At 42.3% G+C, this 16,332-nt stretch carries 18 protein-coding genes; 7 read left to right on the top strand and 11 right to left on the bottom strand.

The annotated features are described in order from the left end of the window. The 5 genes from recO to FEK29_RS02670 all read right to left on the bottom strand — a co-directional run bounded on the left by recO (window position 1) and on the right by FEK29_RS02670 (window position 5,956). Window positions 1–720 (bottom strand): DNA repair protein RecO, encoded by a 720-nt coding sequence (gene recO / locus FEK29_RS02690; RefSeq protein WP_138256851.1) that lies wholly within the window; start codon window positions 718–720, stop codon window positions 1–3. Window positions 721–748: 28 nt separating this feature from the next. Then, window positions 749–1,705: a hypothetical protein gene (locus FEK29_RS02685; RefSeq protein WP_138256850.1), complete on the bottom strand. Its 957-nt coding sequence runs from the start codon at window positions 1,703–1,705 to the stop codon at window positions 749–751. Next, entirely contained in the window at window positions 1,706–2,899 is a 1,194-nt protein-coding gene (locus tag FEK29_RS02680; protein WP_317129159.1) for an MBOAT family O-acyltransferase, read from the bottom strand. 376 nt (window positions 2,900–3,275) lie between these two features. Beyond that, a complete protein-coding gene (gene gdhA / locus FEK29_RS02675) occupies window positions 3,276–4,619 on the bottom strand; it encodes an NADP-specific glutamate dehydrogenase (protein WP_138257328.1) in 1,344 nt (447 codons plus the stop codon). A gap of 170 nt (window positions 4,620–4,789) precedes the next feature. After that, complete coding sequence (locus FEK29_RS02670) at window positions 4,790–5,956, bottom strand: cystathionine gamma-synthase (RefSeq protein WP_240042642.1); 1,167 nt, start codon at window positions 5,954–5,956, stop codon at window positions 4,790–4,792. 177 nt (window positions 5,957–6,133) lie between these two features. Between FEK29_RS02670 and FEK29_RS02665 the strand changes: the two genes are divergently transcribed. Further along, window positions 6,134–6,874 (top strand): DUF3298 and DUF4163 domain-containing protein, encoded by a 741-nt coding sequence (locus FEK29_RS02665; RefSeq protein ID WP_138256847.1) that lies wholly within the window; start codon window positions 6,134–6,136, stop codon window positions 6,872–6,874. On the opposite strand, the gene FEK29_RS02660 is transcribed toward FEK29_RS02665, so the two are convergent. Next, window positions 6,871–7,338, bottom strand: coding sequence for a DinB family protein (locus FEK29_RS02660; RefSeq protein ID WP_138256846.1), 468 nt, complete (start codon window positions 7,336–7,338; stop codon window positions 6,871–6,873). The two genes, FEK29_RS02665 and FEK29_RS02660, sit on opposite strands and share 4 nt — an antisense overlap. Before the next feature lie 79 nt (window positions 7,339–7,417). Here FEK29_RS02660 and FEK29_RS02655 point away from each other — a divergent pair, with 79 nt between their 5' ends. Both FEK29_RS02655 and FEK29_RS02650 read left to right on the top strand, forming a co-directional pair. Continuing rightward, window positions 7,418–7,774, top strand: a complete 357-nt coding sequence (locus FEK29_RS02655; RefSeq protein WP_138256845.1) for an arsenate reductase family protein — start codon at window positions 7,418–7,420, stop codon at window positions 7,772–7,774. Continuing rightward, window positions 7,771–8,688: a DMT family transporter gene (locus tag FEK29_RS02650; RefSeq protein WP_138256844.1), complete on the top strand. Its 918-nt coding sequence runs from the start codon at window positions 7,771–7,773 to the stop codon at window positions 8,686–8,688. Before FEK29_RS02655 ends, FEK29_RS02650 begins: the two co-directional genes overlap by 4 nt. Here the strand turns inward: FEK29_RS02650 and FEK29_RS02645 are convergent. Together FEK29_RS02645 and FEK29_RS02640 are read right to left on the bottom strand one after the other, a co-directional pair. Further along, window positions 8,685–9,098, bottom strand: a complete 414-nt coding sequence (locus FEK29_RS02645; RefSeq protein ID WP_161595303.1) for a GntR family transcriptional regulator — start codon at window positions 9,096–9,098, stop codon at window positions 8,685–8,687. The genes FEK29_RS02650 and FEK29_RS02645 overlap by 4 nt on opposite strands. 286 nt (window positions 9,099–9,384) lie before the next feature. Further along, window positions 9,385–9,858 (bottom strand): acyl-CoA thioesterase, encoded by a 474-nt coding sequence (locus FEK29_RS02640; RefSeq protein WP_138256842.1) that lies wholly within the window; start codon window positions 9,856–9,858, stop codon window positions 9,385–9,387. 117 nt (window positions 9,859–9,975) lie between these two features. Between FEK29_RS02640 and FEK29_RS02635 the strand changes: the two genes are divergently transcribed. From FEK29_RS02635 to FEK29_RS02625, 3 genes are all read left to right on the top strand, one after another. Continuing rightward, window positions 9,976–10,950, top strand: a complete 975-nt coding sequence (locus FEK29_RS02635; RefSeq protein ID WP_138256841.1) for an NAD(P)H-dependent flavin oxidoreductase — start codon at window positions 9,976–9,978, stop codon at window positions 10,948–10,950. Between the two features lie 5 nt (window positions 10,951–10,955). Beyond that, window positions 10,956–11,918, top strand: a complete 963-nt coding sequence (locus FEK29_RS02630) for a YheT family hydrolase (RefSeq protein ID WP_138256840.1) — start codon at window positions 10,956–10,958, stop codon at window positions 11,916–11,918. An 87-nt stretch (window positions 11,919–12,005) separates the two neighbouring features. Next, the gene (locus tag FEK29_RS02625) at window positions 12,006–12,488 is read left to right on the top strand and encodes a c-type cytochrome (protein ID WP_138256839.1); all 483 of its coding nucleotides are present in this window, start codon (window positions 12,006–12,008) and stop codon (window positions 12,486–12,488) included. 149 nt (window positions 12,489–12,637) lie between these two features. Here the strand turns inward: FEK29_RS02625 and FEK29_RS02620 are convergent, their stop codons facing one another. Further along, a complete protein-coding gene (locus tag FEK29_RS02620; protein WP_138256838.1) occupies window positions 12,638–13,222 on the bottom strand; it encodes a TlpA family protein disulfide reductase in 585 nt (194 codons plus the stop codon). A gap of 159 nt (window positions 13,223–13,381) precedes the next feature. Here FEK29_RS02620 and FEK29_RS02615 point away from each other — a divergent pair, with 159 nt between their 5' ends. After that, window positions 13,382–13,609 carry a hypothetical protein gene (locus FEK29_RS02615; RefSeq protein WP_138256837.1) on the top strand — a complete coding sequence of 76 codons (228 nt, stop codon included), beginning with the start codon at window positions 13,382–13,384 and terminating at the stop codon, window positions 13,607–13,609. A gap of 7 nt (window positions 13,610–13,616) precedes the next feature. Here FEK29_RS02615 and FEK29_RS02610 read toward each other — a convergent pair whose 3' ends face one another. Both FEK29_RS02610 and FEK29_RS02605 read right to left on the bottom strand, forming a co-directional pair. After that, on the bottom strand, window positions 13,617–15,194 hold the full coding sequence (locus tag FEK29_RS02610; RefSeq protein WP_138256836.1) for a SulP family inorganic anion transporter: 1,578 nt from the start codon (window positions 15,192–15,194) through the stop codon (window positions 13,617–13,619). An 81-nt stretch (window positions 15,195–15,275) separates the two neighbouring features. Further along, window positions 15,276–16,250, bottom strand: a complete 975-nt coding sequence (locus FEK29_RS02605; protein WP_138256835.1) for a phytanoyl-CoA dioxygenase family protein — start codon at window positions 16,248–16,250, stop codon at window positions 15,276–15,278. Window positions 16,251–16,332: the final 82 nt, after the last annotated feature.

Raw genomic sequence — 16,332 nt, 5'->3', positions numbered from 1 at the left:
TTAACCAAAGACCTCATGAAGAACCGCCAATGACTTGGGTTTTCTAAAACCTTGTAAGTGCAACTCGTAATACAAAACCAAGGATTGGAGCAGTTCTTGCCTGTTGTTCTTTCTCATTTTTATCGTGTTAATTGCATCAAAATTTATGCCTAAAAATGATTTGAAAAATAAAAGATTTTCTCCCGATAAAATAGGGTTTAAGGATGTAGTAGCTACAAATTCGCCCTCCAGCAAATCAAAATAGGAAGCATCCATATTGTTCACATCTGGGTAAAACCCTAAGTATTTGGTCAGTAGGATCAAAAAGTAGAGATGAAAATTGGAGGTTTCCGTATGGATATCCAACCATTGCAAGGCCGCTTCCAAAAAATGGAAAAGTTCTGGGTTTGCCTCTTCCTCATGGATGCTATTGGCCAGCATTTCCGCCAAAAATAGCGCCATGGCATTTTTCACAATGTTGGTATGCAAATCTTGATAATGGTAATGCAGCCTCGCCTCCTTAACACTTTCCAAAGATCCCTTATTTCTGTGTGTGGCAACAAGCTCCAATTGTGTCAAGGGCTGAAACAGGGCCTTTTTTACCTTTCCTTTTTTAGTGGCCAATATTCCGCGAAGCAGGTACGATTTTAGACCATCGGACTCCGTAAAAATCCGTACGATCAAACTGGTATCCCCATATTTAATGGAAGTTAGAACGATGCCCTTGGTGGTTACCTGCATTCAAAAAGGTTTTTTACAAAGATATTCTTTACTGTGCTATGGAATCGTTGGCCCAATTTTTGGAATATTCCTGTAAAATAACGTTTCCAATATTTTGGGTATAGTGGTGCTTATCCAACCAATAACACGGACTCATTCGCATTAATTTGGCACCATAAGGTCTAAAAAGCTTAAAACCCTTGTTCTCCAAAGTTTTCAAAAGGTATTCGAACTGCATCCTTCTTTCGGTGGAGTTTACATAATTTTCAAAGGAGCTGGGATGTACCAAAAATGTCAACTGGATGCCCTTTTGCCCGCATAAGGATCTAATTTTTTCAAGGATTTCAATCTGTGAAGAAAAATCCAGCGGCTGTATGGGTGCTGCATGCGGGAAATCTACAAGTTCCAAGTTTTCATGGGAAATACAATCGGCTTCATAGGCATTGTGTGCGTAATAATTGCCATCGGTATATATATCATGCTCAATATACTTTTTACTCAGATCGGCCCCCAGAATTTTTTTGATGGAAATGGGCAAGAACAGAAACTCCCATTGGATTTTATCCTCTTGTAAGTTCACGAACTTACGAGAGGCGTCGTTCTCATGCGAGCTAGTTCTTTCATAAATAACCCCTTCGTCCATGCCTAAGATTATGTTATTTACTTGAACACCGTTTTCAAGCAGCAATACAAGGCTATTGTAGAATTCCTCTGGGGTTCCCAGGGAATAGGTCATATTGTACCATGAATCTTCTGAAGTATTCAATTGGTTCACATGAAGAACGCCTCCCTTGGAATTGGAAAATAAAAAGCTGTTGAACTTTTGAGGGTTTTGAAGGACAAAATTCGTTTTTAAACTATGCTCATTGGGACGTATAGCCCTGAATTCCCTTCTATTTCCAAAAATTCCATAGGGGTCAATAGTGTAATTATAGATGCTCGTGGCCGAGAAATACGTTAGCACCGTCAAACCAAAAAAAGCCGCCTTTTTGAGAAATGCCTTCATCTAAAACTGAAAATAAATGAATTGACTGGAACTTGTATTCAAACTGATCAGATATACCACGACCAGGATAACTATGACTTCTACGAGGCCGAGTATTTTTTTATTGACCGATTTTAAAAAGGGAAAATTGAGCCGCTCGTCCTTTCTAAAGATCCAATCCAAAAACAACAGGGAACCCACACTGTACAATCCGTTTTTATAGATAAGCGGAAAATCGAATTTTGTAAACATAAAGCTTATATATTCCAAAGCCGATGTCAAGGATGCACTGCGGAAAAAAACCCAGGCCAGTACCACCAAGAAAAATGTAAGTAAAACTTGACCCAGTTCCTTCAGTGTTGGAAACCAAGAATTTTCCGCGACGATGTCACTGGTATATGTTCTGTTTCGCCCCGAGATATAACTTGGCACGAACAGCAGGGCATGGACACCGCCCCACACCACAAAGGTCCAATTGGCACCATGCCATAAACCACTGACCAAGAATATAATAAATACGTTCCTCAGTGATTTTAATTTTCCTTTACGGGAACCGCCCAGGGGAATATAGAGGTAATCCCTAAACCAGGTGGATAGGGATATGTGCCATCTGCGCCAAAATTCCCCCACGTTCCGTGAAAAGTAGGGGAACTTGAAATTGGACATCAATTCGATACCGAACAATTTGGAAACCCCAATCGCGATGTCTGAATATCCACTAAAATCACAATAGATCTGAATGGCAAAATAAACCGCTCCCAACCAGAGAACACCGCCCCCAAAATCATGGTAATTTAGAAAGATATCGTCCACTTTGAGGGCCAAAACATCCGCAATTACCACCTTTTTCACCAAGCCCCATAGAATGAGCCGCAACCCCTGAATACCATTTTCATACGAAAAAGTCCTTTTTCCCAATATTTGTGGAAGCAAATTGGAGGCCCGTTCAATAGGTCCTGCAACCAACTGCGGAAAGAAGGAAACAAAGGCCGCGAAGGAAATGAAGTCCTTGGTAGGCACTAGTTTGTTTCTGTATACATCAATGGTGTAGGACATGGTCTGGAAGGTATAGAAGGAAATCCCTACAGGAAGTATGATGTTGAGCGACCATGTATTTTGTGTCTGATACCCCACACTGTTCAATAGTTGGATCCATGAATCCACAAAAAAATTGAAGTATTTAAAGAACGCCAATAGCCCAATATTAAAGGCCATACTAATCCCAAGTAAGACTTTTTTGCGGGAAGCCTTCGTTGTTCCATGAATCTGCAAGCCTACAAAATAATCAACGAGGGTAGATAAAATTATAAGGGACAGAAACCTATAGTCCCACCATCCATAAAAGATGTAGGAAGCCAACAGCAACAATATATTCTGATGCCTGATCTTTTTGTTGAAAACGAACCAATACAGCCCGAAAACAACAATCAGAAAAACCAAAAATTCAAAAGAATTGAATAACAAGCCCCTGTTTTTAAGGGTCAAAAATAGGTTAAAATATGATGCTACCTATCCAAACTGATTCTAAGCCATAACAAAAAAGGCCTATCCTAAAATTAGGATAGGCCTTTAAGTACAATATTGAATTCGTTTAAATAACCCCTTGGGCCAACATGGCATCCGCAACTTTCACGAACCCAGCGATATTGGCACCTTTTACATAATTGCAATAGCCATTTTCCTCCATACCGTATTCGATACAAGAGTCGTGTATATCAGACATAATGCCCTTCAAACGCTCATCGACCTCTTCGCGGGTCCAACTAATACGCAAGGAGTTTTGGGACATTTCGAGTCCGGAAGTGGCAACACCACCTGCATTGGAAGCCTTTCCTGGGGCAAAAAGGATTTTTGCATCGTGGAAGGCATGGACGGCATCGGCGGTACAGGGCATATTGGCCCCTTCGGCAACACATATACAACCGTTTTCCAAGAGTTTTTTGGCATCCTCTTTATTCAACTCGTTCTGGGTGGCACAGGGCAGGGCAATATCGCATTTAACGTCCCATGGGGTTTTACCATCGTGATATTTGGCATTAGGGTATTTCTTTACATACTCAGAAATACGTCCCCTTTTGTTGTTCTTTAGATCCATTACGAACTTCAGTTTGTCCGTATCGATTCCATCGGAATCATAGATGTAACCACCTGAATCCGATAGGGTTACGACCTTACCGCCCAATTGGATTACCTTTTCGGCAGCAAACTGGGCTACGTTACCAGATCCGGAAATCACCACCGTTTTGCCGTCAAGATTTTCGTTTTTGGTTTTCAACATGTTTTCGGCAAAATAAACCGTACCATAACCGGTAGCCTCAGGACGAATTTTGGAACCGCCCCATGAAAGTCCTTTCCCAGTCAATACCCCGGTAAACTCGTTCCTAATTTTCTTGTACATCCCAAACAAGTATCCAATTTCCCGGGCGCCAACGCCAATATCACCTGCCGGCACATCGGTATTAGGTCCAATATGTCTGTTAAGTTCCAACATAAAGGCATGGCAGAAACGCATTACCTCATCGTCAGATTTTCCCTTGGGGTCAAAATCGGATCCCCCTTTACCGCCCCCCATGGGAAGGGTGGTCAAACTATTTTTGAATACCTGCTCAAAAGCCAAAAATTTAAGGATACTGGCATTTACCGTTGGGTGAAAACGCAAACCGCCCTTGTACGGACCAATAGCGGAATTCATTTGAATCCTATATCCCCTATTTACATGGATTTCACCTTCATCGTCAACCCATGCCACCCTAAAGGAAACCAATCGTTCCGGTTCCACCATTCTCAAAAGAATGTTCTTTCCGTTGTAAATTTCCTGTTCGGCAATATAAGGTATAACGGTATCCGCTACTTCCTGAACGGCTTGGATGAATTCCGGTTCGTGCCCGTTTCGGGCCTTCACCTCATCCATGAATGCATCTATTTTTGCTTGTATTGAGCTCATTAATGTCGTTTTAAATTATTGAATTCAAAATATATCGGCAAAATTATGTTATTATTATAATTATAAACCTAAATATTTCATAATACGCTAAAAATTATGGTATTTACGACAAACATTTAATATCCCTGAAAAATAAATAGGGTTTCCCTACAAATACTACATTAAATGAGCGATTCATCCAAAGCTTGCGATAAATCCTCAATTAGGTCGTCAACATCCTCAATTCCAACACTCAGACGTATCAAAGCATCTGCTATACCAGCCTTATCGCGTTCCTGTTTGGACATACTTCCATGGCTCATGCTTGCGGGATGCCCTACCAAACTCTCCACGCCGCCCAAAGATTCCGCCAACGTGAATATTTTTAGCCTTTCCACAAATTGTAGGGTCACTTTATAATCACTTCCTTTTGGTACAAAGGATAGCATCCCACCAAAGTTCACCATCTGCTTTTTAGCGATGTCGTGATTGGGATGTTCCTCAAATCCGGGCCAATACACCGTATCTACCTTGGGATGCTTTCGCAGAAAATGTGCGATGGCCTCCGCATTCTCACAATGCCTTTGCATGCGGACATGTAAGGTCTTAATGCCCCGTAACACCAAAAAACTGTCCATGGGTCCGGATACGGCACCGCTGGCATTTTGGATAAAATACAATCTCTTGGCCAGTTCTTCGTCCTTTACCACCAAGGCCCCCAAAACCACATCACTATGGCCTCCCAAATATTTGGTGGCCGAGTGCATAACGATATCGGCACCAAGGTCCAAGGGCTTTTGCAGATAGGGCGTGGCAAAGGTGTTGTCAACCGCCAACAATAGTCCGTTTGCCGTTGCTAATTGGGAAACCGCTTCAATATCGATAATGTTCATTAAGGGATTTGTTGGTGTTTCCAACCAAATCATTTTTGTTCTCTCATTTATTTGATCCTGAACAAGGGAAACTTCTTCCATATCCATAAAATGAAAAACGATGCCATAATTTTCAAAAATTTTCTTGAACAGGCGATAACTGCCCCCATAAAGGTCGTTGGTGGAAATGACCTCGTCACCCGGATTTAATAACTTTAATACCGCATCGATCGCTGCCAAGCCACTGGCAAAGGCCAGTCCGTAATTTCCATTTTCTATACTGGCCATTGCGTTCTCCAAGGCCGTTCTGGTAGGGTTCGCACTTCTTGAATACTGAAATCCCCTGTGGTTACCTGGAGAAGTTTGGGCAAAGGTCGATGTTTGATAAATAGGCGGCATCACGGCACCATAGGCCTTATCGGGTTCTTGACCTCCATGAATCACCTTACTGTTGAATCTCATTTTATTGGCAGCCATTCTTATTATTATTCCTACAAATGTATCGTTATCTTTTTTGGATTACAATGAAGCTTTACATTTGTCGTAGTTAGAACTACAAGCATGAAATCCTCATAGAGGGAACTTTTATGTTAAACTACATACTTCTACCTAAGGAACTATTTAAAATCAAGCTATGAACCTACTATTAAACGCATGAAACGACTACTTTCCTTATTCCTATTTAGCCTGATATTCATGGGTTGTAAAAATGACAACAGCCTCGTTTTTGAACCTTCCAATTTTGGGAACGAGCCCTGCGCCAACTGTGCCTCGGTAAGCATTTCCATACCAAAGGCCATAGGCAACAAGAAATTAGACGAAACAATCAACACTGCCCTAAGGGAAGAAATTATTTTTATCCTAAAATATGACGATGCAGTGGATGCCAGTTCCATCGATATGGCGATAAAATCGTTCCAGAACGAGTTTGCCAAATTGAAGGAAAAGTTTCCCGAGGAGTCCACGCAATGGGAAGCGTCCATCAATGGGGAGGTAACCTTTGAAAATGAACGGATGTTGACCATCCGCTTAGATTATTACCTATTTACGGGTGGAGCCCATGGCTATGGCAGTATCCGCTTTTTGAACTTTGACAAAACAAAGGCAACGGAACTTAACAATGAGGAGCTTTTTAAGGACATATTGGATTTTGAAGGTTATGCCGAAGCTAAATTCCGGGAGCAAGAAGGTATTTCATCCACAGAATCCATTAACAGCACGGGTTTCATGTTCGAAGAGGATATGTTTTACCTACCCGAGAACATGGGCTTTACCAACGAAGGCCTACAATTGTTTTACGAACAATATGAAGTGGCCTCCTATGCGGATGGCCCCATTATATTGACCTTTCCCTTTGAGGAAATCCAAAAGTTCCTTACGCTACAGACATTTTAGGAACCTTTTTTCAATAGTCTTCTTTGGGTCATGATGGTCGCCATGTGCAAACCTTCATGAAACAGGTTAAAATTGATTGCATCCTGGAGGGTATCCAATTGAAAGCCGGCACTTGTGGTATATGGTTTGTACTCTTTGAACAAACCTTCTTCCAAATCCTGTTTGGTCCAAGTAATGGTGGAGATCAGAAAATCGGCAACAATCTTAATTTCCTCATCGGTCGCGGTCCCGTCCGGGGCGGTACCCTTCATAAATTTTTCTACAAGAGCATCTGGGACCCGCATTTGGAGTCCGCTGAACTTATATACCAATATCTGTTGCGTAACGACAACATGGGCGATGTTCCACCAGATGTTGTTTCTAAAGCCGTTGGGTATCTTCAACAAAACCGCTTTTGGGGTCTGTGTTAGAACCTGGTGCAAATGTTTTCTATTTTGTAAGGTAATCGCTAATTGACTTTGCAAATCGATTGTATTTAAATGATGCCTAAAAATAGCACATTTAATCAGATTTGGGTTTCTTTGTGTTTCAATTCTATACAAGATGGGAAAAAAAATATACCACCTAAGCACCTGTAATACCTGCCAAAAAATTCTGAAGGAACTTGAACCCTTGGATGGATTTGAACTCCAGGATATAAAGTCGGCACCTATTACCGAAGCACAACTGGAAGAAATGCATTCCCTATCCCATAGTTACGAAGCGCTGTTCAGTAAGAGGGCCATGCTCTTCAGGCAAAGAGGCCTGCACGAACAGGAACTTGGGGAAACGGATTTCAAAAACCTGATTTTGGACCATTACACCTTTCTAAAGAGACCTGTCATCGTTGTGGACAACGAAATTTTCATTGGCAACAGTAAAAAGACCGTAGAAACGGCCAAAGAAGCTATTCATTCGTGAGCCGAAGAACGCTGGCCCTATTTGCCGCATTGGGAGCCACCACCATTTACGCCCTCAACCACACCATTGCCAAAGGGGTTATGCCCAATTATGTGCAGCCCTTTGGGTTTATAATGCTTCGGGTGACCGGTGCGGCCGTATTGTTCTGGGTTTTCTCCGTACTGGGCCCTAAGGAAAAAATTGCGAAAAGGGATTGGGGCCGACTCGCAATCTGTTCCATTTTTGGAATGGTCATCAACATGTTGGCCTTTTTCAAGGGACTTCAGTTGTCCACGCCCATAAACAGTTCCGTTTTGGTGACCATCACCCCAATTATCGTTGTGATTCTGTCAGCCGTATGGATACAGGAAAAAATAACATGGCAAAAAGCGTGCGGTATCCTCATGGGTTTTGTAGGAGCTATTTTACTAATCTTAATGGGAGCTGAAAGTCGACAGGACGCCCCAAATATTCCGTTAGGAAATATCCTTTTAATCGTAAATGCCACTGCTTACGGTACGTATCTCATTCTAGTTAAAAAACTCATAGAAAAATACCATCCCTTAACTTTGATGAAATGGCTTTTTACCATTGCGGTTATTGTCAATTTCCCCATTACGTTTACCGAGGTGGCCGCCATAAAATGGTCTTCAATACCTCCGGAAATTTATGCATCAATTGCATTTGTTGTAATTGGCACCACTTTTTTAACTTATTTATTCAATGTTTTTGCGTTGACACAGTTAAAGGCATCATCTGTAAGTGCCTTTACCTACCTTCAACCTTTAATAGGTATTTTATTTGCCATAGGAACGGGAAAGGACAGCTTGAGCGCGATAAAAATGGCGGCCGCACTTCTTGTTCTTGCAGGAGTCTATCTAGCCAGTAGAAAACCAATTAGGGCCAAAGCCAAATTAAAATCGGAAAATTATTAAAGAACAGATAATCTACAACGCTCAAAGTGTTCTTGCATGAGTTCCGCAGCTTTGTTGGCATCCCTGTTATGCACGGCAGAGACTAAGTCCAAATGTTCCTGTAATATTTCCATAAGTGGACGCGTAAATCCTATAAGCTCCAAGGTAGGCCAGAAGTTAGATTGATTGAAGAGTTTTATTAACAAATCGTTACCACAATTTATTACGATAAGCTCATGGAATATTCGATAAATTTTATGGAAAACATAACCGTTCTGAGGTCCCTTTTCAAAAGGTACCATCAAGTTTCGTAAATCGTCTATCCTCGCCTGTGGCGCCCTCAATGTAAAGAGCTTAATTGCTTTTGTTTCCAACGCAATTCTACAATCCAAAATATCTATGATCTCTTTTGTACTAACTTCCCTGATCATAATTTTCTTGCTTGAATTGAGGGTGACAAATGACTCTTTGCAAAGTTTATTAACAGCCTCATTTAAGCAATCGATATTTGTATTTAAGAGTTGTGAAAGTTTGATTTGACAAATAGGTTCACCGGGAAGTATCCCTTTTGTTACAATTAGTTTACGGAACTTTGTGTAAACTATTTCGGAACACTTGACTGCCTGTTCTATCATTAGATAAATTATTAAATTAAATCCTACTAAAACAAACTGCCATTCCGGGGGAAGAATGTAGCTAAATTCTTAAAAGATAAATCTATAAATTTTTGGGAGTTTTGGAAAATTTACGGGTATCTTCCTTGGACAAAATTCGAAAGCCCTCGCCCTTTTCCACATTCTTGAAAGTAACTAGAAAATCCTCCGAAAGTCCCGTTAGCTTTCGAGTTTTTAAATCCATCCAGGCACCCATCATTTCACAATGAGCAAAGTTTTCCCCTTTATGGTTGTAAAAGTTGTGATGAAATTCAAAAAATTTGGCATCCTCGCTCATACCCATAATTTCCATAGACACTTTAATGGGCTTTCCAGGAAAGGCTTCCTTGAAGTAATAGATATGCTCGTAAAATACAACGGGTCCTATTTCATGTTTTGCCAAGGTGCTATGGTCAAAACCAATTTCCATCAAAAAGGCCATACGGGTGTGGCTCATATAATTTAGGTACGCCGAGTTTGCCAAATGTCGATTGGCATCCACATCGCTCCACCGTATCTCAAAATCTTTCAAGTACATTCCGAATCGTTTTTTGTTATGCATGCATAATACCTCATAAAAATACCATAGTTTTGGTTAAACAAACTAGATTCGTTCCGCTTTTTTACTTAAATTTTGAAATCAACAAAAAATATTATGGCATCAAAAGCACCTTTTATCCAAAACCTGTCCTTACCCGTAATCGCCGCCCCCATGTTCCTCATTTCCGGGCCACAACTGGTCATAGAATGTTGTAAAAATGGGATCGTTGGCACTTTTCCGGCATTGAACCAGCGTACTAGCGAAGGATTCGAAGCATGGTTGATAGAAATAAAATCAGCCTTACAGGAATATGAGGAAGAAACCGGAAAAAAAGCGGCTCCCTTTGGCGTAAACCTCATTGTCCATCAAACCAATCCAAGGTTGGAGGCAGATCTAAAACTATGTATCAAACATAAGGTACCATTGATCATTACCTCCTTGGGTGCGGTATCCCAGGTTGTGGATGCCATACACAGTTATGGCGGATTGGTATTTCACGATGTCATTAAAAAAAGACATGCCGAAAAGGCCGTGGAAGCAGGGGTGGACGGACTTATTTTAGTGGCGGCCGGGGCAGGGGGCCATGCGGGCACCATCAATCCTATGACCCTGGTATCGGAAATTAAAAAATTCTATACCAAAACCATTATCCTCTCCGGATGCATAAGTACCGGGAGGGATATTGCATCGGCCCTTCAAATGGGTGCGGATTTGGCCTACATGGGTACCCGATTTATCAATACCGAAGAAAGCAAGGCAACTCCAGAATATCGGGAAATGATCATAAATGCGGGCGCGAGCGATGTTATCTATACAGCGGCGATATCCGGTGTGCATGCCAATTTTTTAGGCGCAAGTCTAAAGGCAGCAGGGATTACCGAGGAAGATTTAAAAAAAGATACTAAAATAGACTTTGGGAAGGAATTGGATACAGAGGCCAAGGCCTGGAAAACCATTTGGTCCGCCGGTCAAGGGGTAGCCACGATCGAGGACACGCTACCCGTCTCCAAATTGGTGGCCAATTTAAAATCAGTATTCAAAAAGGCGATCGAGGAACAGATCAAAGTGTTGGAAATATTTCCGAAGTAATCAATATGCCCCTAATTTCTTCAAAGTATAATCCTCCATTACTGTTCAGGCACAGTCACTTTTCCACCATTTATAACGGACTTTTCAGAAAGGTAACGGGTTTAACCCAAGTCCGGGAACGGATCCTGCTTTCGGACGGTGATTTTTTGGATTTGGATTGGAGTTATGCCACCATCCCTTCAAAAAAGGTCTGTATCATTCTCCACGGTTTGGAAGGGGATGCCCAAAGGGCCTATGTGCAAGGTGCGGCCAAGATTTTAAGCGAGAACACTTTTGATGTCTGCGCCGTAAATCTCAGGGGGTGCAGCGGCGTACCCAACGAACGTTATCGCTCCTACCACTCCGGGGCCACGGAAGACCTCCAAGATGTTATTGACCATATTTTGAAGTTGGACGGGTTTGCACAAATATATCTTTACGGGTTTAGCCTGGGTGCTAACCTGCTTTTAAAATATTTGGGCGAAAATGACGATGTTCCAGAGGAAATTAAGGGCGCGGCGGCCATTTCGGTGCCTTGTCAATTGGCAGATTCGCTCGCACAATTGTTGCAGTTTAAAAATGTTTTGTATGCCAAGCGATTTAAAGGGAACCTCATCGAAAAATTAAAAATCAAGGAGGAATTATTTCCGGATAAAATTGCCAAAAGGGATATTAAGCGCGTAAAAACCCTGAAGGATTTTGACGATATTTATACCAGTAGAGCCCATGGATTTAAGGATGCCATGGATTATTACGCAAAATGTAGCTGTCTTCAATTTCTACCTTCCATTACCGTTAGCACTCTAATCGTGAATGCCGCCAACGACTCCTTTTTGGGCAAAGCCTGTTACCCAGTGAAAGAAGCGGAACATAATAAAAACATTCATTTTGAGATACCTAAATACGGGGGACATGTGGGTTTTTATGGGGACAGGAACATTACGTATACGGAACAGCGCTCCTTGGATTTTTTTAATACGTTAGTTTGATCGGGGCTTATTAAAAAACTCCCCTAACAAATAAAAATTCATATCTTAGTCCTTCCAACAATTATTAAGATTAAAATCATAAAAGAAATGCGAAAATTATTCACCTTATTGGCCCTTGGCGCCTTGGTAGTAAGCTGTGGCGAAAAGAAAGAAGAAAAGAAGGATGGTTTTGAAATGAACCGTACCAAGAAAGAGGAAATTAAGGCTACGGAAACCAGCGGTGGTGTCCCCGTGGATATGGACAACAAAGGTGTAGGCCCCATAACCAGTGTCGAGTTTGGCGATGAAATCGATGCCGACCTTGCCGCAGCGGGCGAGGAGAAATTCCAGGCCATTTGTACCGCTTGCCACATGGCGGAACAACGTATGATCGGTCCTGCCTTGAAAGGGGTGTATGAAAGAAGGAGTCCGGAGTGGGTAATGAACATGATCTTGAACCCAGATGGGATGCTCAAGGAAGATCCTATTGCCAAAGCATTATTGAAAGAGTACAACAACGCCATCATGCTGAACCAAAACCTTACGGAAGATGAGGCAAGGAGCGTAGCCGAATATCTTCGTACCTTATAATTATGGCTGAACCTATAAACAGAAACCCTTTCTAATTTTTGGAAAGGGTTTTTTTATTGGCTCTGCCAAAGGGTTTAATACATAGGGCTAATCTCGAAATTGAAAACTTGATTATAACGAAATCCTCCTGGGCTTGCCCCGTGAGGTAGTTATTTTGCCGATGCTTCACGTTCCGCAATCAGCGCATCCATTAGGTTTCTGACTTTTTTGCTGTTCCAGTTGGATGCTCCTTTTTCCTTGACAACAATTTTTCCCGTGTGGTCGATGATATAATTTGTAGGTATGGTCTTTTCATAAAGGTCCTTTGGAGGATTCAATTTGGAAACCACGGCAGGTACTGAAAAATTCCTCTTCTCCAAAAACAAATTTATTTTCTCCGGATGTTCATCCGAAATCATCAGAAAATCAATCTTGTCCCCATAATGCCCATACAAGGCATCGATACTGGGAAGTTCTGCGATACAGGGCGGGCACCAGGTTGCCCAATAACTTATAAACGTTATGTTTCCATCACCCACTTTAGTATTGACCGATTCACCTTGCAAATTTTCAACTTCATAGATAAAGGGTTCCAATTGTATTTGTTCCTTTTCAGAGGCTAGACTTGGTGAAAACAGTTCTACCTTTAACCTGTTGACCATGACCATTATGGGAATCCTTGTTTGGGGAATAATCAGCAATACAATGAACACGCCGAATAGTACATCACCAATTTTAATCGTCGGTTTTTTCAACTCTTCACTTTTTAAACGTACAGTCCCGATAATTAGACGAGGCCTTAAAAAGAAATTACACCTGTAACAAAAGTCGTGAAATCGTCACTAGTAAAGAAAGTATTAATTATGGGTTCCGCAAGTCAACCAATGTTAGTGATAAATGCCAACAGGGCACTGTTGAAAAAAAGACGAACCTTCAAGGACATCCGTGCGGAATATGAGAACCTGTCAAGTAAGACCGAGTTAAAATTCAAGGAGCTTACCCCATTTCAGCAGCAAGTGATAAAGAATAGGATACGAAATCAGGCTAAAAAAGATACTTTGTACAACCTTAAGGTAACAATCATCAGTATTCTGATAATACTTTCAATTATCGTATTTCTCTATGTAAAATTTATGATATAGTTGCTTGCTAGAATTTATCGGCCACTACCTTGTATGTGGGGTCTTCCATCACGTTCACATCGATGATTTCATCCGCATTTTTAAGCAGACGGATACAGTCCTTGCTCAAATGTCTTAAATGTACCTTCTTGCCTATCTTGGCATATCGCTCCGTAATCTTGTTCAAAGCCTCGATGCCCGACATATCGGCAACCCGACTTTCCCTAAAATCGATAATGACCTCGTCCGGGTCATTGGGCACATCGAACTTTTCGGCAAAAAGCGTCGTAGAACCAAAAAATAAGGGGCCGTATATTTCATAATGCTTCACCCCGTTGTCATCAACATATTTTCTGGCACGGATACGTTTGGCGTTCTCCCAAGAATAGGCCAATGCCGAAATTATAACTCCCAAGAGAACGGCCACGGCCAAATTGTGGGTGATTGCGGTAATCAAGGTAACCAGGACCATCACGACGACATCGGATTTTGGCATTTTCCCAAACGTTTTAAAACTGGCCCACTCAAACGTTCCGATCGCCACCATGAACATCAAGCCCACCAAAGCGGCCATGGGCAAACGCTCTATCAAACTGGAACCGAACATAATAAAAACCAACAACATAACGGCGGCGGTAATTCCTGATAATCGGGCCCTGGCCCCAGCCGAGGTATTTATCAAACTCTGTCCGATCATGGCACATCCTCCCATACCTGAAAGGAAACCGGACATAATATTGGCCGTTCCCTGCGCCACGCATTCCCTGTTTCCGCTACCACGGGTTTCCGTTATCTCATCGATGATGTTCAAGGTCAAAAGACTTTCGATCAGACCTACACCGGCAACAATGGCCGCATAGGGAACAATGATCTTGAATGTCTCCAGCGTAAAAGGTAACTGGGGAATGGAAAGCGGTGGAAAGCCTCCTTTGATACTCTCGCCTTCGGCCATGATATCCGCCACTTGCATGGTATCGATACCAAAACCTAATACTATGGCTGAAACTACTAAAATGGCCACCAAGGAAGATGGAACGGCCTTGGTCAATTTGGGAAGGCCCCAAATGATGAGCATCGTTAAAAGCGTCAAACCCAACATAATGTACATAGGACTTCCGCTCAGCAAATTACCTGTAGTCTTATCATAAAAATTGGGGAACTGGGCCATGAAAATTATTATGGCCAAGCCGTTCACGAAACCGAACATCACCGGGTGTGGTACCAATCGGATAAACTTACCCAATCTTAAAAGGCCGGCACCAATCTGTAAAACCCCGGCTAGGATAACGGTTGCAAAGACATAATTCAAAATGGTCTCTGGCTCGATTCCCGGAAAGTTGCGTTTCAGCTCCAAAATCAGCCCCACAAAAACAACGGCTACGGCTCCGGTAGCCCCAGAAATCATGCCCGGTCTACCACCAAGAATTGAGGTGACCAAGGCCAATACAAAGGCGGCGTAAAGTCCGGTCAAGGGAGAAAACCCCGGAATCAGTGCAAAAGCAATGGCCTCTGGCACCAAGGCCAAGGCCACTGTGAGTCCGGAGAGGATTTCCGTTTTATAATCTACCTTCTGCTTAAAATCGAACAAATTCAAATACTTTCGCACGTCTTTTTATTTTAAGGGCGCAAAAATACCATTATTTGCGGGATACCCTAGAAACCGAATGATTATTAACGATTTGGCAACCTACCAAGCCTTCAGTCCCAATAATTTTTCCCCTAGCGGCGTTAATTTGGCGGTTTCGTATTTGGTCTGTTCCCAGTTTCTGGGATCCCCGGGAAAGGCATAGCCTTCGGGGGCCACCCTATTTTTCCAAGAGTTTATCCTCCAATTTTTCAAGGCTTCGTTATCCTCCTCGGCAGGCATCATGGAAATATACTGAGCAATACGCACTTTATCCCCGGAACGATTGGGCCTGATTCCATGCGGTTCCGTGCTATTAAAGATCAAAAGGTCGCCCGCCTCCATTTTTACTTTCACGATTTTATCCTCGATCCCGGTTATGTCCGGTTGGAAACGGTCACGGTCCTCAGGTTGGGTCAGTTTCCAAGTGTCATAATTTCGGTATAACCAAGGAATGCATTGAAAACCGCCCATGTTTTCATCGGTTTGGTCAGCCAAAGCAAGGACGCCTTGCACATTTTGGGGCCTGGTCTCCGGGTCGTAATCCCAATGAATAAAACCTTTTTTGTGTTCTCCTTCGCGCTGCGGAAAATTAAGGTTGGCCCGATCTATGGTCACCCAAAGTTTTTCGGTACCCCAAACATCCACAAAGGCATCATAAACCCTTTGGGTCTGGCGGTTATCCCAAAGGTATTGGTGGTTATATACTTCAACCATGCCCGTTCCGGTAAGTTCCTTCATTTTCATTTCGGCCCGTGGAGGCGCATACCAGGTGCTTTTATCGTTGGGGTCCTTCTCATCGAACTCCCAGAGAAAAGCGGCCGTCCTCTGGGCCTGTTCCTTGGGAACGGCATTCTTAATGACTATATAGCCGTTGTGTATCCAGAACTTCCAATCTTCTTCAGATAAAACTCGTAAGGGTTTTCCGTTGGAGCGGTCGTTCAATTGTTGCTTGCTGCTGGTAGCGGTGGATGGATTCCCAGGGATATCCTGATGCGCCATGTTGCCCATGGCTACCTTTTCCTTAGACTGTTGCATATATTTTCTATTTAATTGATTGTTAATTACTGGGATAAAACTAGTGGGAATTAACTTTGGATACCACCGTAATATTGACGAT

The organism is Maribacter aurantiacus, from assembly GCF_005780245.1.
GTDB classification, from domain to species: domain Bacteria; phylum Bacteroidota; class Bacteroidia; order Flavobacteriales; family Flavobacteriaceae; genus Maribacter; species Maribacter flavus.
Note: the sequence above shows the minus strand (reverse complement) of the source record. Positions and strands in the feature narration are given on the sequence as shown.